This window comes from Tateyamaria sp. (genome assembly GCF_039940735.1).
Taxonomy (GTDB): domain Bacteria; phylum Pseudomonadota; class Alphaproteobacteria; order Rhodobacterales; family Rhodobacteraceae; genus Tateyamaria.
Genome location: NZ_JBDVGB010000091.1, coordinates 70,048 through 86,156, shown reverse-complemented (window position 1 = coordinate 86,156; position 16,109 = coordinate 70,048). Strand labels below are relative to the sequence as shown.

Sequence of the window (16,109 nt, the reverse complement as noted above, 5' to 3'; positions counted from 1 at the left end):
CAGCACTCCTAGTTCAGTCGTAGATGTCGGGCGGATCATCCCGATTAAGATCGCGGATGCCCATGGCAGTTTCCTGCGCTTTGGACAAGGACCAGCGAACACGCATCGCATATCCCAACGTGCGTCCCGACAGTACAATCTGCTGGCTCGCACGCGGCTTTAGGCGGCCCGTTTCCAGATAAACGCTTGGTTCCAAACGCAAATCCTGCGCGCCATCATGGCGGAACACCCAAATTTCGCCACTTTTGAGCGCCATCGATACGGCAGACCCGCCCATATCAAGTTCTGCGTCCACCTCTGGATGAAGGTGAAAGCGTAAATCAAAGGGGATTCCCGCCAGTTTTTTGGCATCCATCACCTGATCAAAGCGACGCTGTTCGTGATCTTCCAGCGCCAACAACATGTCTTCGCCCGCCATGCCGCGCCCATCAAAAGTCAATTCCAGCTGACGTGCATGGGTCAAGCCGTGGGTGCGCACATAGCCGTTGTGCCCCCCCTGAAAGCGCAGGCCATCCGGTGCGTGGCTGACTTCGATTGGGACGTGATTAGGCGCGTCGATCAATACTTCACTAGCTCTGGCACGACCCGAATCCCCCAGCCGCGCGCTGGAGTACCCATCCAGCGTCAACGCAGAATGAGAAGGGGTAGCACGCCCAGCACGCCGCCAATCCGCACCAAAACTGACGCCTGAGCCACAATTCACAATAACAGGCCGCCGCCCGGACGTTACCTCAAATGCGAGGGTCGAGGCATGCGCATTTTGGCTGGCAGCTGACGCTGGTGGAGTTGCCGCATCAATGATCACACTGGTTCGTCCAGCGCTCAGCCGGGCATAACCCATCGACAAGCCATCTGGTTGCCGTTTTTTCACGCCAGACGCAGCAAGAGCCGTATCAAGCCAACCTTCTTGCCCGCGTCCGCCCCCATGAAAGCGCGCCAAGCCGCCATCGGAATGGCGCAAGGTGCGCAGCGTCGGCGCGATGCGTTCGATTGCTGCTGTATGCGCGTCCGGCACATCCTTTTGCGCATCTTCCAATGCAGCAGCAGCCCAAGTGAGCAAGGTAAAGACTTCTAGCAATTCTTCGGGATTGCGGGTGGTCAAACCACCCTGCTCGTCAATTTGTTCTGCGCACTCACGTGCTAGAGCGGTCACCGCAGGCGGGGCCAACCCTTCCATGCCCTCAAGCGACAAACCGGCGTAAATCAAGCCGGTCAACGCCTCAAAACGCGGCAAACCCGGTGCCGCGGCGTGCCAACGTTTCGACAAGAACATCGTCTGTTGTGCCAGCGACAGGTAAAATGATTCCGCCTCAGATGCTTCTTGGCCACGCAACATGAACAGCGCATGGTTGATCCAACGGATCAAACGACGCCCCGTCAGATCAGGTGTCCAGCCGGGCCCGCGCCCTTTGCCATAGCGTTCGATCCAGTCCCACAACCAGCGTTGGCCTGCCTCGCGCGTTGATGAATCACCAACTGCGGCCAGATCGTCCATCCATGCAAAACCATGCAGGGCTTCTTCAAAGGCGAAGTCAGGTGCATCGACATCCCAAAGCGCGACACCCGGTGCCTCGATCAATGCGCCTGCAAACAAATAATTGCCCGCCACCAACTGCCGCCCACGCGCAAAACTGCCGATCGTGCGCGGTTCGGGGGCGGATACAAATGCGGTTGCAGCACGGGCCCTTGTGGTGCGGGCGGCGTGCCATCGGTTTAAAAACCGGGCTTTGCGTGCGGAGAACCCTTGCAGGGTGGTCATTGGAACTGCCTCGATGCGTCTGATGCGCTATTACGGCGCACCATAGCTTGGCCTGATCCTCAAGTCACGCAATCTCAGTCTGTTTTGCGCAGACAGGCCACATAGAAACCGTCCATATGGCCAAGTTCCGCCCACAGGTCGGGACGTAATCGCAGGCCGCCTTCTTCGGTGATCCAGTCGGAATCGATGCCGGGACGATCCAAGGCCGTGCGATCGACGCTAAGATTTGAATGGCGCTCCAGTGCCTCTTCGATTTGCACTTCGCCCTCGTCCGGCAGCAGCGAACAGGTGCAAAACACCAGACGTCCGCCGGGTTTCAGCAAGGTCAGCGCGTGATCAATCATGCGCGATTGCAAATCGATCAACATCCCGAATTCCGAGCCATCCTTGGCGAACGGCAGATCAGGGTGACGGCGAATCGTGCCTGTCGCCGAACAGGGGGCATCCAGCAAAATCGCATCATATTGGCCTGAAATGTCGAACACGTCGGCCACTTCGGTCTGCGCAGACAGCCCTGTGCGAATAAGGTTTTGCGACACCCGTTCCATCCGCCCGTTCGAAATATCCACCGCTGTAACGGTTGTACCGCTGGCAGCCAGTTGCATCGTTTTGCCGCCGGGGGCCGCGCACAGGTCCAGCACGGTTTCGCCCTTTTGCGCATCCAAAACGCGCGCAGGCATTGCCGCGGCCGCATCCTGCACCCACCAATCGCCCGCATTAAAGCCCGGAAGGGCCGACACCTGACCGGCATCTACCAACCGCACGGACCCTGAGGGCAACACCGTTCCGCCCGTCGCCTTGGCGACCGCCTCGGGATCGGACTTGGCAGTCAAATCAAGCGGAGTGGCCGCAAAGAACGCTGTTTCCATGCCGCCCACCGCCTCGGCGCCCCATGCTTGCACAAACGGTTTGCGCAGCCACGACGGCAGACGCGGCGTGCGCAATGTTGGCCATTGTTCCGGCCCTTTGTCGGCAACTTTTCGCAGCACCGCATTGACCAATCCCTTTAAGTGGCCATAGCGCTTGTGCTTGGAAATGATGGTGACCATGGCGTTCACGACCCCATGCGCGGCCTCGCCCTGACACAGCTCATACGTCCCGATGCGCAGCGCGTTGCGCACTGTGGTGTCGGGATATTTCTGCAAATGACGCTGCAACAGGCGGTCGATGCGTTCCATGCTGCGCAGGGTTTCGGTTGCAAGGCGTTGCGCGCGGGCGCGGTCTGCCGGCGCCAGACGGTCCAGCGCACCTGCACCGATCACTTCGGACATTAACTTGCCCTCGCCCATGATCTGATCCAGCAAAAAGATCGCGCTGCGCCGCGCGGGCAGGCCAATGTCGCTCATGCTTGTCCTCGTTGATGATGCCGCACCCGCTTGCCGGGGCTAAGTTCGGGCGTATATCAAGGGTCAAGCTGTTAAGGAAGCGACCATGTCACAGAACGATCCAGACCTGCCCCCCGCCGCCCAACGCGCTTTGGCCGAGGCCGAAGACCGCCGCAAAGCTGCCAAAGCGCTGGAGCTACCCACAGAATTGGGCGGACGCGATGGGCCAGAACCCGTGCGATTTGGCGATTGGGAGAAAAAAGGGATCGCAATCGATTTTTAAAAGCCCTGTATGGCGTCAATAACGGGTGCGCACTCAAAGCGGCTATTGCGACATAAAACATCTCAAAATACAGTTCGCCGACTGTAACCGTCGGAGCTGTCCATGAAATTTCTTTCGCTTGTTTTGGCTTTGGTCATGTTTGTGACCATCCCACTGTCTTCGGTTGCGGCAAATGAAGATCTATCAAGGCTGTCAGACGAACAGGTAAGAGAGCTGCTTTTGGGCATGCTGGAAGAGCCGGAAGCAGAACCCGAACCGGCATTTAACCCGGCGGAAACGGCCTATCGCATTCAACAAAAGTTCACCAAAATCCACGCCCGAGCAAGTGAGATTTTGGGAGCGTACCGAGAGCTGCCAAGTCTGCCCGGAGCATGGTGGGACAAGATGACAAATGGGCGTGATGGGCGTTCATTTGGCATATTTGTCCTGACCTTTCTGTTCTGCGTGGGTGTTGGCTTGGTGGCCTCCACGTTCACACGACGCAGGCTGAACCAGATCGCCGCTCAGGATACGCAGGCAACATCGCACGCCCAAAAATTCGGAGGCCGCATTGTACGCCACTTGATAAGCGTTCTTGTTTTGGTGGTGACGGCCACTGTTTGCTTCTTTGTTTTCTATGCCTCTGATCCAAGGGATCGAACATTGTTCTTTTTCTATCTTGCGGCGGTCACAATCATTCATTTTGTGACGGGTGCCAGCCGGGCGATGTTTGAACCAAGAGATGGCGCATTGCGCATTCCAAACATGACGGACCGTGACGCGGGTGGGTTCCACCGGTCAATTTTGACTGCAACTGCCTTTGGCGCATTTGGGTTCTTTTCCTGTGCATCCTTTGCGGCCATTGGAATAAACGGCGATGTGCATGATCTTTTGCTTTTGATCGTCGGGTTGGTGACGACGCTGCTTTTAACTTACGCAGTGTGGCGCCATGCCGACGCGATTTCGAATGACATTCTGACAGGCACACCAAACCCGTCTTTGCTGCGCATGCAGATTGCCCGGTTTTGGCCGATGATCACGTGTTTTGCGATCCCGGCCATGTTCTTTGGCTTGTCGATGAGTGTCTTTCTTGGCGGTTTGCCGCTTTATGGCGCGGCATTGATTTCGGTTGCCATTATGATCTTACTGCCCATCGGCGAGGCCGCATTGTCACGTGCCGTGACCCGGTTGAATGGCACCAACCAAATTTCGATGTCGATTGTGGCCCGTATTTCCAGAATAGTACTGCTGTTTTTGGTCATCGTCATTCTGGCGACTTCATGGCGGGTCAACCTGTTAGCCACGGGTGATGATGGGTTAAGTTCGCAGGTGTTCAAGGCTCTGACCAACATCACCGCAATGATCGCGGTTGCTTACGCAGTTTGGCAGGTCATTCGGGTGTTTGTGGATCAGAAAATCGCGGAAGAAGACGCGCTTTACAAAGAACAAGCCGGGTTAGGAGACAACGAAGAGGTCGAAGAAATCGGCCTTGGAATGAGCCGTATGCGCACCCTACTGCCGCTTTTGCGCCGCGCGGCGATGATTATTCTGTTTACGCTTGTGACGTTGGTGTCGCTGTCGTCGCTTGGGGTAAACACAGGCCCATTACTGGCGGGTGCAGGCGTTGTTGGGCTTGCCGTTGGGTTTGGCTCACAAGCCTTGGTCAAAGACGTGGTCAGCGGATTTTTCTTTCTGCTGGAAGACGCATTTCGCTTGGGTGAATATATCGACATCGGCAAGGCAAAGGGGTCGGTCGAAGCCATCTCGGTACGGTCGCTGAAACTAAGGCATCATCGCGGCGCTTTGAACACGGTTCCTTTCGGATCGATCGACGTCATCGAAAACTTCAGCCGCGATTGGGCGATTATGAAGCTGAAAGTACGCGTGCCGTTTGAAACGGACCTAAATTTGGTGCGCAAACTTTTAAAGAAAGCCGGTCAGGAACTTTCAGAAGTTGACGCGATCAAGGATGATTTCCTTCAGCCTTTCAAAGCCCAAGGGGCCGTGGAAGTGGATGATTACGGCTTTGTCATTTCGACCAAATTCATGTCAAAACCCGGCAAGCAGTTCGTCATCAGACGCTATGCTTTCCAAGCGATGCAGGATGCGTTTGAAGAAAACGGCATTCCATTCTCGCGACCCCGCGTGCGGGTTGTAATTGATGGCGACAATGACCAAAGCGACCCAGCGCGCGCAGCCGCAGGTGGCGCAGCATTGACGACGTCGACCCCTTAAAACGCGTGAATTCTATATTCTATGTTGCGTTGGGGGTCGTCACGAATTGCGCATGCTTTGGCGACAAAGCTGCCTTTGGAAATACCGCGCCGGGGTTCTATCGCAGACGGAACATCGCGCTGTCGCCCGCGCCCCGGTCCGACGTGAACTTGATCTGCCCATCGGCGCTTGCCTGTACTTCTTGGCAATTATAGCCCAGCGCGTCGCCGCCCCAAAACAAATCACGGCAGAAAAAACCACCCTGCCAAGACCAAGATCCCTCGATATCCCAAAGGGATCCGCGTCCTTCGATTTGCCCATCCGGCGATACGGTCAGCTTGACCATCGGGCGCGTTAACGTCTTGCCGTTTATAAGGCGCACAAACTGCCCCTGATCCTCGATCTTGACCAAGTCGGCCCAAGCGGGCGCTGCCATCGTCACCGCAACTGCGGCCATCATTACCAAACGCATGGGGCACACCCTTTCCAAAAGACGCATACAATAGCTACGCGCCGTTCGACCGTTTGGTTCACTTGTCGATGAAATTTTGCAAAGCGGCCTTAGGCCTTGAGGCCAAGCACATCCAGCATGTCGTATTCGCCCGGCACCTGATCCAGCGCCCAAAGCGCTGCCTTTAGCGCACCTTTGGCAAACAACGCCCGGTCCGTCGCCATGTGGCGCAGCACGATCCGCTCACCAGGGCCCGCGAATAGCACATCGTGTTCGCCCACAATGTCGCCACCGCGAATGGCGCTGAACCCGATATCGCCGCGCTTGCGTGCGCCGGTGATGCCGTCACGACCTGAATCGCTGACCTCAGACAACGTCACGCCGCGCCCCTCGGCGGCGGCCTCGCCCAACATCAACGCCGTGCCTGACGGCGCGTCGACTTTGTGGTGGTGGTGCGCTTCGATCACTTCGACATCGAAATCTTCGTCCAATGCGGCGGCCACTTGTTTGGTCAATTGCACCAACAGGTTCACCCCAAGGCTCATGTTGCCAGCGCGCACAATGGCGCAGTGACGCGAGGCCGGTTCCAACTGCGCGATTTGCGCGTCGGTCATGCCTGTGGTGCCGATAATATGCGCCGCGCGGGCTTGCGCCGCGGTATGAGACAAAGCAATCGTTGCTTCAGGCGCCGTGAAATCAATCACTGCACGTGCTTTTGACATGGGTTCCAACGGATCATCCCAAACCAGCGCCCCAACGGCTTGCCCGCCCATTGCCTCGCCTACATCCCGGCCGATCCAATCGTGACCTGGGCGTTCTAAGACACCAACCAACCGCATCGCATCGCTGTCCAATACCGAACGGATCAGCATCTGACCCATACGGCCCGACGCCCCTGCAATCACAATTCCTGGCAATTCTGACATGATCTGGCCCTCGCTTGGCAATTTCCCGCTGTCCTAGCGCGTGTGGCACCGCTTGGCAAAGGGCCAATCCCCCACTAGATGGGTCTTATGGCTAAGAACAAATTCCCCGAGGGCGGTGGCCCGTCTCAACGACAACTGCGTGTGGCTGAACTGGTGCGCCGGACTTTGTCCGAAGTGCTGGCGCGCGGCGATGTGCATGATGTGGACCTCAACCGTCTGTCGATCACGGTGGGCGAAGTGCGCACGTCACCTGATCTTAAGATCGCGACGGCCTATGTGCTGCCTTTGGGCGGCGACGGGCGCGACGAGGTGTTAAAACTGCTGGCCCGCAACAAGGGCGAGCTGCGCCGCTTGGTATCCAAGAAAATGGCGTTGAAACATTCGCCCGATCTGCGCTTTCAACTGGACGAGACCTTTGACCGGATGGATGAAACCCGCCGGATGCTGGAACAAGACGACGTGCGCCGGGACACCGAAGCGTGATCCGCGCCGCCCTCTTTGCGCTTTTGGCATGGAGCGCGCCAGCATTGGCAGCAACGTGCGAAAACGTCCAGTATAGTGGCAAGGGGTATGCGATTTGCACTGTTGATCTGACCTCAGAAGACCTGCGTTTATTTCTTTATGACGAAGACGACGCGGTTTTGGGCCAGTTCGGTGCAGTCGACCGCGCCTTGGAAAAAAATGGCGAAGAACTGAGTTTTGCCATGAACGCCGGTATGTATCACAGCGACCGTGCGCCGGTTGGCCACTATGTCGAGAACGGCACTGAGATCATGCGCGTGATCCCAAACGCCGGCCCCGGCAATTTCGGCCTGCTGCCCAATGGGGTTTTTTGCATCCGCCAAGGGCGCGCTGACGTGATTGAGACGCTCAAATACGTGGACGAGGCCCCCGACTGTACGTATGCCACCCAATCCGGCCCTATGTTAGTCATCGACGGCGCGCTGCATCCGCGTTTTTTGGAAGACAGCACCTCGCGTTTCACCCGAAACGGCGTGGGCACTAGTGCGGATGGGAAAACTGCTTTCTTTGCGATTTCGCGTGGCCAGGTGACATTTCATGAATTCGGCAGCCTGTTTCGCGACCATCTGGAAACGCCCAATGCGCTGTTCTTGGATGGCAATATTTCGCGGCTTTATGCGCCCGATTTAAGCCGAAACGATATCGGCTTTTCTTTGGGGCCGATCGTCGGAACCGTCGTTTCCACCAATTGACAAAGCGGTAGGCCGCGCGATAGGCGGCAGCTCTTGTCCGACATCAAAAAAGGTATCCCATGGGACGCACACGCAAAGGGCGCGACATTTCCGGCTGGCTGGTCATCGACAAACCTGCTGGGCCGACTTCGACTGCGATCGTGAACAAAGTCCGCTGGGCGTTTGGCGCAAAGAAAGCGGGCCATGCAGGCACGCTTGATCCTGACGCAACGGGCGTTTTGGCCGTGGCTTTGGGTGAAGCGACAAAAACTGTCCCTTATATTACCGACGCGCTAAAGGCTTACAGCTTTACGGTTCGGTTGGGGCAAACGACAAACACCGACGATGCCGAAGGGCAAGTCACTGCCTCTTCGGATGCGCGCCCGACGGATGATGAAGTCAAAGACGCCCTTGGCGCTTTTGTCGGTGACATTATGCAAGTGCCACCGCAGTTTTCAGCCGTAAAAATCGACGGCGAGCGCGCCTATAAACGTGCGCGCGACGGTGAAGACATGGAAATTGCCGCCCGTCCACTTTGGGTCGAAGAACTTGTGATGACTGCCCGGCCAGACGCCGATCACGTCACGTTGGAAATGACCTGCGGTAAGGGCGGTTATGTGCGTTCTATTGCGCGCGACTTGGGCGAGGCGCTGGGATGTTATGGCCATGTGCGCGAACTGCGCCGCATTTGGTCCGGTCCTTTTGACGTCGAAAACGGCCTGACCATGGATCAAATCGAAGCAATGGCTCAAACGCCCGAGCTCGACACGCATTTGCGCCCCGTCGCTGATGGGCTTGTCGACTTGCCTGAACTGCGCGCTACCACAGAAGGTGCAACGCGCCTGCGCAACGGCAACCCTGGCATGGTTTTGGCATCTGATGTCGAATACGGAGACGAGGCCTGGGCCTCGCTTGATGGCATTCCAGTCGCCGTTGGGCGCTATAAAGCGGGCGAATTACACCCTGCACGGGTTTTTAACCTCTGACTTTAACGACAATTGTTTCAATGCTGCGTCCCGAACAGGGGCACGCAGGCTTTTGCCGTGGCGTCAAACCAGCCCAATGTTACAGAATCCGCGTCCGACGTCATCGCTTCGTGAGGGGGGGTACTCGACCGCAGCAATACCCCTCATCTCTAGTCCAGCCAGCAACTGACCAGCAAAAGACAGTTCACATATTCGGAGACGAAAGATGACACAGATTACACTTCGCAACGTTACCATCGTTTTAGCTGCCGGCGCATTTGCCACCATCGCATTCGACGCGTTCGGCAAAGGGCTCGCCCCGCTGTTCGGCTATGCCAAACTGGCACCTGTCGGGCTTGCCAGCTCGACTCTTAAATCCGTCTTTGGCGCGTCCCCAAAAGGCGCCGCAGACTTGCTGCATGCCATCACTGGGCTGGTCTTTTATGCCGTCGGCTATTTCGCTATCGCCCGCCCAATTCAATTGGCAATCCTGCCGCGCCTACCTTGGGTCGTGACGGCAGCCGCCTACGGCGTCGCGCTTTGGGTCTTTGCCCTTTACATCATGGCCCACCTTGTTGCCGGCATGCCCGCATTCCTCGGATGGACTGGAATCACATGGGTCGCCCTATGGGGTCACATCGTCTATGCCCTCGTCGCCGCTGCGATCATGGAAGCCAAGGGGGCCGTTCTTGTCCCCCACGGCAATGATACCAACGCCGCTGCGATGGCCTGAACAAGCGCTCGCCAAGACTAAAACCTCCACTCACGGAGCGCTTGAGGTCGCCCGGAATTTCCGGGCGGCCTTTTTTCGTGCCATCCGCCCGCTTGCGACCCGCGCAAGGCACTGGCACAACACATGGATGATAACCCGTACACACACCAAGGGCGACGCGCCCTCGACCGCGATCTATTCGGATTGCGAGAGCTATCGCTATAGCCTGACACGCATCTGGGATGACGCGGGCACGCGGGTCAATTTTGTCATGTTGAACCCTTCAACGGCAACCGAAGTCCAAAACGACCCCACCGTCGAGCGCTGCGAACGCCGGGCGCGCACTTTGGGCTATGGTGGTTTTGCGGTGACCAATATCTTTGCGTGGCGTGACACCGATCCAAAAGGCATGCGCGCCGCTGCTGACCCCATCGGATCAGACAACAACGATGCGATCAAGGATCGCGCGATTTGGGCCACAGATGTGATCGCTGCGTGGGGCACCCATGGCGCACATCTGAACCGCGGACCCGAGGTCGCAATCCTGCTGGGAATGCTAGATCGTCCCCTGTTTCACCTTGGTTTGTCCAAGGCAGGGCACCCCAAACATCCGCTATATCTCCCCTACTCCCAAAGCCCGGAACGCTGGCTTACATAACGCACACGCACCGCGTTCACTTACCAATGGTTAACCATCAAAACGGAAACGATTTGCGCTACTAATCCGAAATATCGTACGAAGGATGTAGCGTAATGTGCTTGTTATATGGGAATTTGCAATGCTTTGGCTTGCTGGGTTGATGGGTCTAATGGCGGTCGGCGCCGTCGGTGTTATCGATATGAATCCCGACGCGGAAGACGAGTCGACTGAGTCTGAAACTGACGCAAACACTGACGAAACCGAACAAAACAGCGCCGCTCCTGAACCGATTGTCCTTCAAAACCAAACGTCCGATACCGAAAACACGTCTGATGTTTTGGAAGATACCATCGATGAAACACAAAATACGGATGGCAATGATACCCTAAGTGGTTCGGACGATGCGGACACTGTCGTCGGTGGTGCGGGCAATGACATTCTGCACGGCCAAGATGATAACGACCTGATCGAGGGTGACTCGGGCAACGACACTCTGTTCGGCCACAACGGAAATGACAGCCTAAACGGTGGAGACGGCGACGATTCCCTGCAAGGGTCTGCCGGCAATGATTTCGTCGATGGCGGAGAGGGAGACGATGCCGTTCATGGCGGTCTTGGCGATGACACTGTGTCCGGTGGCGCAGGCTTTGACGCCCTGTTCGGCGGGCACGGAAATGATGTCGTGCACGGGATATCTAATACCTCGGCCTCTGGCTCTGTAAACGACACCGACGATAGTGATTTTCTGAACGGCGGCGACGGTGACGACGTCATTATCGCGGGCAATGATGACGTCGTCACGCCGGGCAACGGCACCGACACAATCGTCGGAGGATCATGGATTACCGATAGTCACGCTATCGACATCATCGATTTTGATGCTGAGGACGACAACATCCTGCTTATCTACGAAGATGATGCCGACGTTCCCGACGTAACATTACAGCCCGATCCTGATGATTCTGAAGTCACACAAGTGCTGATGGACGGCGTTGCGGTCGCAAATGTCATGAACGGCGCAGGAATTTCTATCGAAGATATCGCGGTCATGCCGCTCAGCCTCGCGCAATCCACGGGCATGGCGCCACTTTAACACCCGGCACCCGCAAGCGGTGGCATTGCATTTAGGCTTTGCCATTCACCCGAATCTTTCCTATACGCGCGCATCTCCGACGCGCTGTCGGATATCAAGGCCCCGTGCTGGACGACATCCCGGCCGGCGGCGTCTCACACTAACCTGAAAAGGAGACACGGATGTCGATCACTGCAGAAGAAAAAGCCCGCGTCATGAAAGAATTCGCAATCAAAGAAGGCGACACCGGTTCGCCCGAAGTTCAGGTTGCGATCCTGTCCTCGCGCATCGCGACGCTGACAGAGCACTTCAAAACGCACAAAAAAGACAACCACGGCCGCCGTGGTCTGTTGAAAATGGTGGCCCTGCGCCGCAAGCTTCTGGACTACACCAAAGGCAAAGACGAAGCGCGCTACCAAGACCTGATCAAACGTCTGGGCCTGCGCCGTTAAGCGCCAGTCAATCGTAGCTTTAAGAAAAGCCGCGCCATCCCAGCGCGGCTTTTTTGTGCGCCATATGTCAGAACTGAGCTCTTATTAACCATCACAGATAATTTCAAAAACTGAAACTAGCGAATGCATCTGGGGCATTTGCTTTGGACGATACCAGTTGAACTTTTTGAGCATTCTTCAGATCAGTACCGCAGATCGCCAAAAGCACTTTTCCCTCATCTTTGCTTCCGAAGGTCAATAACTTGAAATGGCCATCTGCCGCCAAACCAATATCATGTAGCAAAAGTTTTTCACCGTCGATCTCAACGAGGAATCGGAGCAGCCTAGTACCAGCTTGGTTGTGGGAGCCTATCTTCGCAAAATCCTGTAGATTACAGATAATTTGCGTATCTATTATTGGCTGAACAATGAATGACTGATAGAGTGCATCGACGATATTTTCCCACTCATCGTAGGCATTAAAATAACTTGTTTCGATCCCTCCTCTGGCAGCGAACGGATGGACTGCATCCAACGCCTCTAATAAAAGTGAAAATTGTTCGGCGGCGGCGTAAGGAAGTTTTACTTCGTTCTTCAAAAGACCATCCTCCAACTTGAACTTATTTATATTCTACAAAGGCACGGAACAATGCAAAGTGTAGTGTTCCAGCATTTGTGAATTTCCCAAAAATCCGCTGGCCCAACACTCCTCCAAAACCAAAACACCTTCGATCGTAGCCCAGGCTAAAACGATTTGCTCGCCTCATCCCAGCAAATACTCTTTCCACGAATATGCAGACATTAAACCCATCAACCGCTTCGTGTTGGCATTCGAATAAAACGTCTCATGCATATCCATCCTCGACTTTGCATAAAGGGTCGGCGGGTGGGCGCCTTCGCGCCAGCGAACAGACCGGCCCCGACGCGCCTAACATTGTGACTTGATCCTACACCCCAGCTCGGCAACGCTATGTGATGTATCCAGAAAGGTATTTTATTATGCTGCGTTGGCCCGTCCTTATCCTCTCCGCCCTCATATCGTTGACTTCAAATGCCGCACAAGCCTGTGGCACTGAAAGTAAATGTCGTATCGGCGACCGGCACTATTACATCGCGATGCCGCCGGGACATGACGGTAAAACACCAGTGCCTGCCGCGATCTTTGCCCATGGGTTGCAAGGCACCGCACTTGGCAGCATACGCAATCCAAGGTTGCGCGCAGTTGCCCAGCAGCACGGTTTTGCCCTCATCGGCATCAAATCGCGTGGCGACAGCTGGAACACACCCGGCTCCCCCTTTGATACCCGTGACGGCGGACGGGACGAGCTGAATTATATCGATGCCGTGTTGGCCGACGCAGCAAAACGCTTCCCCCTCCAAACGGATCGAATTGTCATGTCCGGCGCATCAGCGGGGGGCATGCTCACTTGGTTCCTTGCCTGTGAACGCAGTGCCGTTTTTGCAGGCTTCGTACCTATGTCTGGCACCTTTTGGGATCCGTTGCCTCGCAGATGCACAAAACCTGTCGCCAACATTGTCCACTTTCACGGCGACAATGATCGCACCGTTCCCCTGCAAGGGCGTGCCGTCGCTGGCAAACAACAAGGCAGCGTGACCGAGGCCTTTGACCTTTACACCCGCTTTGGAAACTTCCGCCGCCCCAAACAAACCCAAGTTGAGGACATGACCTGCCAAACGCGCGCCAACCGACGCAGCAATATCCTCAACTTCTGTCTATATCCGGGACGACATTCTTTTCGATCCGCGAACCTAGGGATTGCGTGGCAAATGTTGCGGGCCGCCGGGCAACTCTGACAGCGGCGCTTGGCCGCGCCGTGCCTTGTGTCACCACGCTTTCCAAATACACAAATCTGATGTATGGGCGCACAATCTGAAAGCATGGCGCCCGGACCTCAGCGCCCGAAATTGGATGGCATCCCAGATGCCGAGGTCAGGGGGAATACGCCCCCTATGCAAATGGCCAAACGGGCCAACTTAGGAAACTTAGATGTTCAACGAAGTGAAAAAATCGATGCAGTGGGGCGAAGAAACGCTCACACTGGAAACTGGCAAAGTCGCCCGTCAAGCAGACGGATCTGTCATTGCCACGCTGGGTGAAACCAGCGTTATGGCCAACGTCACGTTCGCCAAAAAACCAAAACCCGGTCAGGATTTCTTTCCCCTGACGGTCCACTACCAAGAAAAATATTACGCCGCGGGCAAAATCCCCGGTGGGTTCTTCAAACGCGAAGCGCGCCCAACTGAAAAAGAAACACTGACAGCCCGCCTGATCGACCGTCCGATCCGCCCGCTGTTCGTCTCCGGCTTCAAGCACGAAGTTCTGGTGATGTGTACCGTCCTGTCCCACGATCTGGTCAACGACCCAGACATGGTTGCGATGATCGCGGCCTCTGCCGCGCTGACCATTTCCGGTGCACCGTTCATGGGCCCAATCGGCGCTTGCCGCGTTGGTTTTGAAGATGGCGAATACATCCTCAACCCAACTGTCGATGACATGCAGGACCTGCGCCTGAACCCTGAACAGCGCCTTGATCTGGTTGTTGCCGGGACCAAAGACGCCGTGATGATGGTGGAATCCGAAGCCTACGAACTCTCCGAGGCTGAAATGCTGGGTGCGGTGAAATTCGCCCACGAACAGTTCCAGCCTGTGATCGACCTGATCATTGATCTGGCCGAATCCGCCGCAAAAGAACCATTTGATTTCCAAGCGCCTGACTACTCGGACCTGTCCGCAGCCGTCAAAGCCGCTGGTGAAACGCAAATGCGCGCAGCCTTCGCGATCTCTGACAAGCAAGAGCGCACCGCAGCGGTTTCCGCAGCACGTACCGCGATTGTCGAAGCCCTGAGCGAAGAGCAAGCTGGCGATGCCAACCTCGGTTCCGCGATGAAAGGCCTCGAAGCCTCCATCCTGCGCGGTGACGTTGTCAAAACCGGCACGCGCATCGACGGTCGCAAAACCGATGAAATCCGCGACATCGTTTGCCAAACCGGCCTTCTGCCCCGCACACACGGCTCTGCCCTGTTCACACGCGGCGAAACGCAAGGTTTGGTTGTGACCACGCTGGGCACCGGCGACGACGAGCAGTTCATCGACGCGCTGCATGGCAACTTCAAATCCAACTTCCTGCTGCACTATAACTTCCCCCCCTACTCGGTGGGCGAAGCGGGTCGCGTGGGCCCTCCCGGCCGTCGCGAAATCGGTCACGGCAAACTGGCATGGCGCGCGTTGCAAGCTGTGTTGCCAGCCTCGACTGACTTCCCTTACACAGTGCGTCTGGTGTCGGAAATCACTGAATCCAACGGTTCGAGCTCGATGGCTTCTGTCTGCGGCGGCTCGCTGTCGATGATGGACGCTGGTGTGCCACTGAAATCGGCTGTTGCTGGTGTGGCCATGGGTCTGATCCTTGAGGACAGCGGCGATTACGCGATCCTGTCGGACATCTTGGGTGACGAAGACCACCTCGGCGACATGGACTTCAAAGTTGCGGGTACCGAAAACGGCATCACGTCGCTTCAGATGGACATCAAGATCGCAGGCATCACGCCCGAGATCATGGAAAAAGCGTTGGATCAAGCCAAAGCAGGCCGGATGCACATTCTGGGCGAAATGGCCAAATCGATCACAGGCGCGCAAGAGTTCTCTGAGCACGCACCACGTATCGAAACCATGCAGGTGCCGACGGATAAAATCCGCGAAGTCATCGGCTCAGGCGGTAAAGTGATCCGTGAAATCGTTGAAGTGTCTGGCGCTAAAGTCGACATCAACGACGACGGCATCATCAAGATCGCATCGCCAAACGGCGACTCGATCAAGAAAGCCTACGACATGATCTGGTCCATCGTGGCCGAACCGGAAGAAGGCGCGATTTACACAGGTACGGTTGTGAAAATCGTCGACTTCGGTGCGTTCGTGAACTTCTTTGGCAAGCGCGATGGTCTGGTGCACGTCTCCCAGATCGAAAACCGCCGCCTGAACCATCCTTCGGATGTGTTGAAGGAAGGCCAAGAGGTCAAAGTCAAATTGCTTGGCTTTGATGATCGCGGCAAGGTGCGTCTGTCGATGAAAGTTGTCGATCAGGAAACCGGCGAAGAAGTTAAAAAAGAAGAAGCCGAAGGCGAATAATCGTCCGAGACATTC

The 16,109-nt window shown here is 56.2% G+C and carries 16 protein-coding genes; 11 read left to right on the top strand and 5 right to left on the bottom strand.

What is annotated here, in order from left to right; all coding sequences use genetic code 11:
• Window positions 1–13: 13 nt before the first annotated feature.
• Both ABJF76_RS19100 and ABJF76_RS19095 read right to left on the bottom strand, forming a co-directional pair.
• Entirely contained in the window at window positions 14–1,759 is a 1,746-nt protein-coding gene (locus ABJF76_RS19100; protein WP_413820293.1) for a heparinase II/III family protein, read from the bottom strand.
• Between the two features lie 74 nt (window positions 1,760–1,833).
• Window positions 1,834–3,105, bottom strand: a complete 1,272-nt coding sequence (locus tag ABJF76_RS19095) for an RsmB/NOP family class I SAM-dependent RNA methyltransferase (RefSeq protein ID WP_413820292.1) — start codon at window positions 3,103–3,105, stop codon at window positions 1,834–1,836.
• Between the two features lie 85 nt (window positions 3,106–3,190).
• On the opposite strand from ABJF76_RS19095, the gene ABJF76_RS19090 reads away from it, so the two are divergent.
• Both ABJF76_RS19090 and ABJF76_RS19085 read left to right on the top strand, forming a co-directional pair.
• Complete coding sequence (locus ABJF76_RS19090; protein ID WP_413820291.1) at window positions 3,191–3,367, top strand: DUF1674 domain-containing protein; 177 nt, start codon at window positions 3,191–3,193, stop codon at window positions 3,365–3,367.
• 102 nt (window positions 3,368–3,469) lie between these two features.
• Window positions 3,470–5,581: a mechanosensitive ion channel family protein gene (locus ABJF76_RS19085; RefSeq protein WP_413820290.1), complete on the top strand. Its 2,112-nt coding sequence runs from the start codon at window positions 3,470–3,472 to the stop codon at window positions 5,579–5,581.
• A 97-nt stretch (window positions 5,582–5,678) separates the two neighbouring features.
• Here the strand turns inward: ABJF76_RS19085 and ABJF76_RS19080 are convergent, their stop codons facing one another.
• Entirely contained in the window at window positions 5,679–6,032 is a 354-nt protein-coding gene (locus ABJF76_RS19080; RefSeq protein ID WP_413820289.1) for a dihydrodipicolinate reductase, read from the bottom strand.
• Between the two features lie 89 nt (window positions 6,033–6,121).
• The gene (gene dapB / locus ABJF76_RS19075; protein ID WP_413820288.1) at window positions 6,122–6,937 is read right to left on the bottom strand and encodes a 4-hydroxy-tetrahydrodipicolinate reductase; all 816 of its coding nucleotides are present in this window, start codon (window positions 6,935–6,937) and stop codon (window positions 6,122–6,124) included.
• Between the two features lie 87 nt (window positions 6,938–7,024).
• Between dapB and rbfA the strand changes: the two genes are divergently transcribed.
• From rbfA to rpsO, 7 genes are all read left to right on the top strand, one after another.
• Window positions 7,025–7,420 carry a 30S ribosome-binding factor RbfA gene (gene rbfA, locus ABJF76_RS19070; protein ID WP_413820287.1) on the top strand — a complete coding sequence of 132 codons (396 nt, stop codon included), beginning with the start codon at window positions 7,025–7,027 and terminating at the stop codon, window positions 7,418–7,420.
• Window positions 7,417–8,151, top strand: coding sequence for a phosphodiester glycosidase family protein (locus ABJF76_RS19065; RefSeq protein WP_413820286.1), 735 nt, complete (start codon window positions 7,417–7,419; stop codon window positions 8,149–8,151). The genes rbfA and ABJF76_RS19065 overlap by 4 nt, the downstream gene beginning before the upstream one ends.
• A 59-nt stretch (window positions 8,152–8,210) precedes the next feature.
• Entirely contained in the window at window positions 8,211–9,116 is a 906-nt protein-coding gene (gene truB, locus ABJF76_RS19060; RefSeq protein WP_413820285.1) for a tRNA pseudouridine(55) synthase TruB, read from the top strand.
• A gap of 205 nt (window positions 9,117–9,321) precedes the next feature.
• Window positions 9,322–9,828 carry a hypothetical protein gene (locus tag ABJF76_RS19055; protein ID WP_413820284.1) on the top strand — a complete coding sequence of 169 codons (507 nt, stop codon included), beginning with the start codon at window positions 9,322–9,324 and terminating at the stop codon, window positions 9,826–9,828.
• Window positions 9,829–9,955: 127 nt separating this feature from the next.
• A complete protein-coding gene (locus tag ABJF76_RS19050; protein WP_413820283.1) occupies window positions 9,956–10,465 on the top strand; it encodes a DUF1643 domain-containing protein in 510 nt (169 codons plus the stop codon).
• Window positions 10,466–10,586: 121 nt separating this feature from the next.
• Entirely contained in the window at window positions 10,587–11,540 is a 954-nt protein-coding gene (locus ABJF76_RS19045; RefSeq protein WP_413820282.1) for a calcium-binding protein, read from the top strand.
• A gap of 161 nt (window positions 11,541–11,701) precedes the next feature.
• Window positions 11,702–11,971 carry a 30S ribosomal protein S15 gene (gene rpsO, locus ABJF76_RS19040; RefSeq protein WP_413820281.1) on the top strand — a complete coding sequence of 90 codons (270 nt, stop codon included), beginning with the start codon at window positions 11,702–11,704 and terminating at the stop codon, window positions 11,969–11,971.
• 103 nt (window positions 11,972–12,074) lie between these two features.
• On the opposite strand, the gene ABJF76_RS19035 is transcribed toward rpsO, so the two are convergent.
• The gene (locus ABJF76_RS19035; RefSeq protein WP_413820280.1) at window positions 12,075–12,548 is read right to left on the bottom strand and encodes a hypothetical protein; all 474 of its coding nucleotides are present in this window, start codon (window positions 12,546–12,548) and stop codon (window positions 12,075–12,077) included.
• A gap of 401 nt (window positions 12,549–12,949) precedes the next feature.
• Between ABJF76_RS19035 and ABJF76_RS19030 the strand changes: the two genes are divergently transcribed.
• Both ABJF76_RS19030 and pnp read left to right on the top strand, forming a co-directional pair.
• Window positions 12,950–13,765 (top strand): alpha/beta hydrolase family esterase, encoded by an 816-nt coding sequence (locus ABJF76_RS19030; protein ID WP_413820279.1) that lies wholly within the window; start codon window positions 12,950–12,952, stop codon window positions 13,763–13,765.
• Between the two features lie 193 nt (window positions 13,766–13,958).
• Window positions 13,959–16,094, top strand: coding sequence for a polyribonucleotide nucleotidyltransferase (pnp, locus tag ABJF76_RS19025; RefSeq protein ID WP_413820278.1), 2,136 nt, complete (start codon window positions 13,959–13,961; stop codon window positions 16,092–16,094).
• Window positions 16,095–16,109: the final 15 nt, after the last annotated feature.

Coding starts and splice junctions, on each gene's coding strand:
- ABJF76_RS19100 (WP_413820293.1), bottom strand. CDS start 1,759: ATGACCACCCTGCAAGGGTTCTCCGCACGCAAAGCCCGGTTTTTAAAC.
- ABJF76_RS19095 (WP_413820292.1), bottom strand. CDS start 3,105: ATGAGCGACATTGGCCTGCCCGCGCGGCGCAGCGCGATCTTTTTGCTG.
- ABJF76_RS19090 (WP_413820291.1), top strand. CDS start 3,191: ATGTCACAGAACGATCCAGACCTGCCCCCCGCCGCCCAACGCGCTTTG.
- ABJF76_RS19085 (WP_413820290.1), top strand. CDS start 3,470: ATGAAATTTCTTTCGCTTGTTTTGGCTTTGGTCATGTTTGTGACCATC.
- ABJF76_RS19080 (WP_413820289.1), bottom strand. CDS start 6,032: ATGCGTTTGGTAATGATGGCCGCAGTTGCGGTGACGATGGCAGCGCCC.
- dapB (WP_413820288.1), bottom strand. CDS start 6,937: ATGTCAGAATTGCCAGGAATTGTGATTGCAGGGGCGTCGGGCCGTATG.
- rbfA (WP_413820287.1), top strand. CDS start 7,025: ATGGCTAAGAACAAATTCCCCGAGGGCGGTGGCCCGTCTCAACGACAA.
- truB (WP_413820285.1), top strand. CDS start 8,211: ATGGGACGCACACGCAAAGGGCGCGACATTTCCGGCTGGCTGGTCATC.
- ABJF76_RS19055 (WP_413820284.1), top strand. CDS start 9,322: ATGACACAGATTACACTTCGCAACGTTACCATCGTTTTAGCTGCCGGC.
- ABJF76_RS19050 (WP_413820283.1), top strand. CDS start 9,956: ATGATAACCCGTACACACACCAAGGGCGACGCGCCCTCGACCGCGATC.
- ABJF76_RS19045 (WP_413820282.1), top strand. CDS start 10,587: ATGCTTTGGCTTGCTGGGTTGATGGGTCTAATGGCGGTCGGCGCCGTC.
- rpsO (WP_413820281.1), top strand. CDS start 11,702: ATGTCGATCACTGCAGAAGAAAAAGCCCGCGTCATGAAAGAATTCGCA.
- ABJF76_RS19030 (WP_413820279.1), top strand. CDS start 12,950: ATGCTGCGTTGGCCCGTCCTTATCCTCTCCGCCCTCATATCGTTGACT.
- pnp (WP_413820278.1), top strand. CDS start 13,959: ATGTTCAACGAAGTGAAAAAATCGATGCAGTGGGGCGAAGAAACGCTC.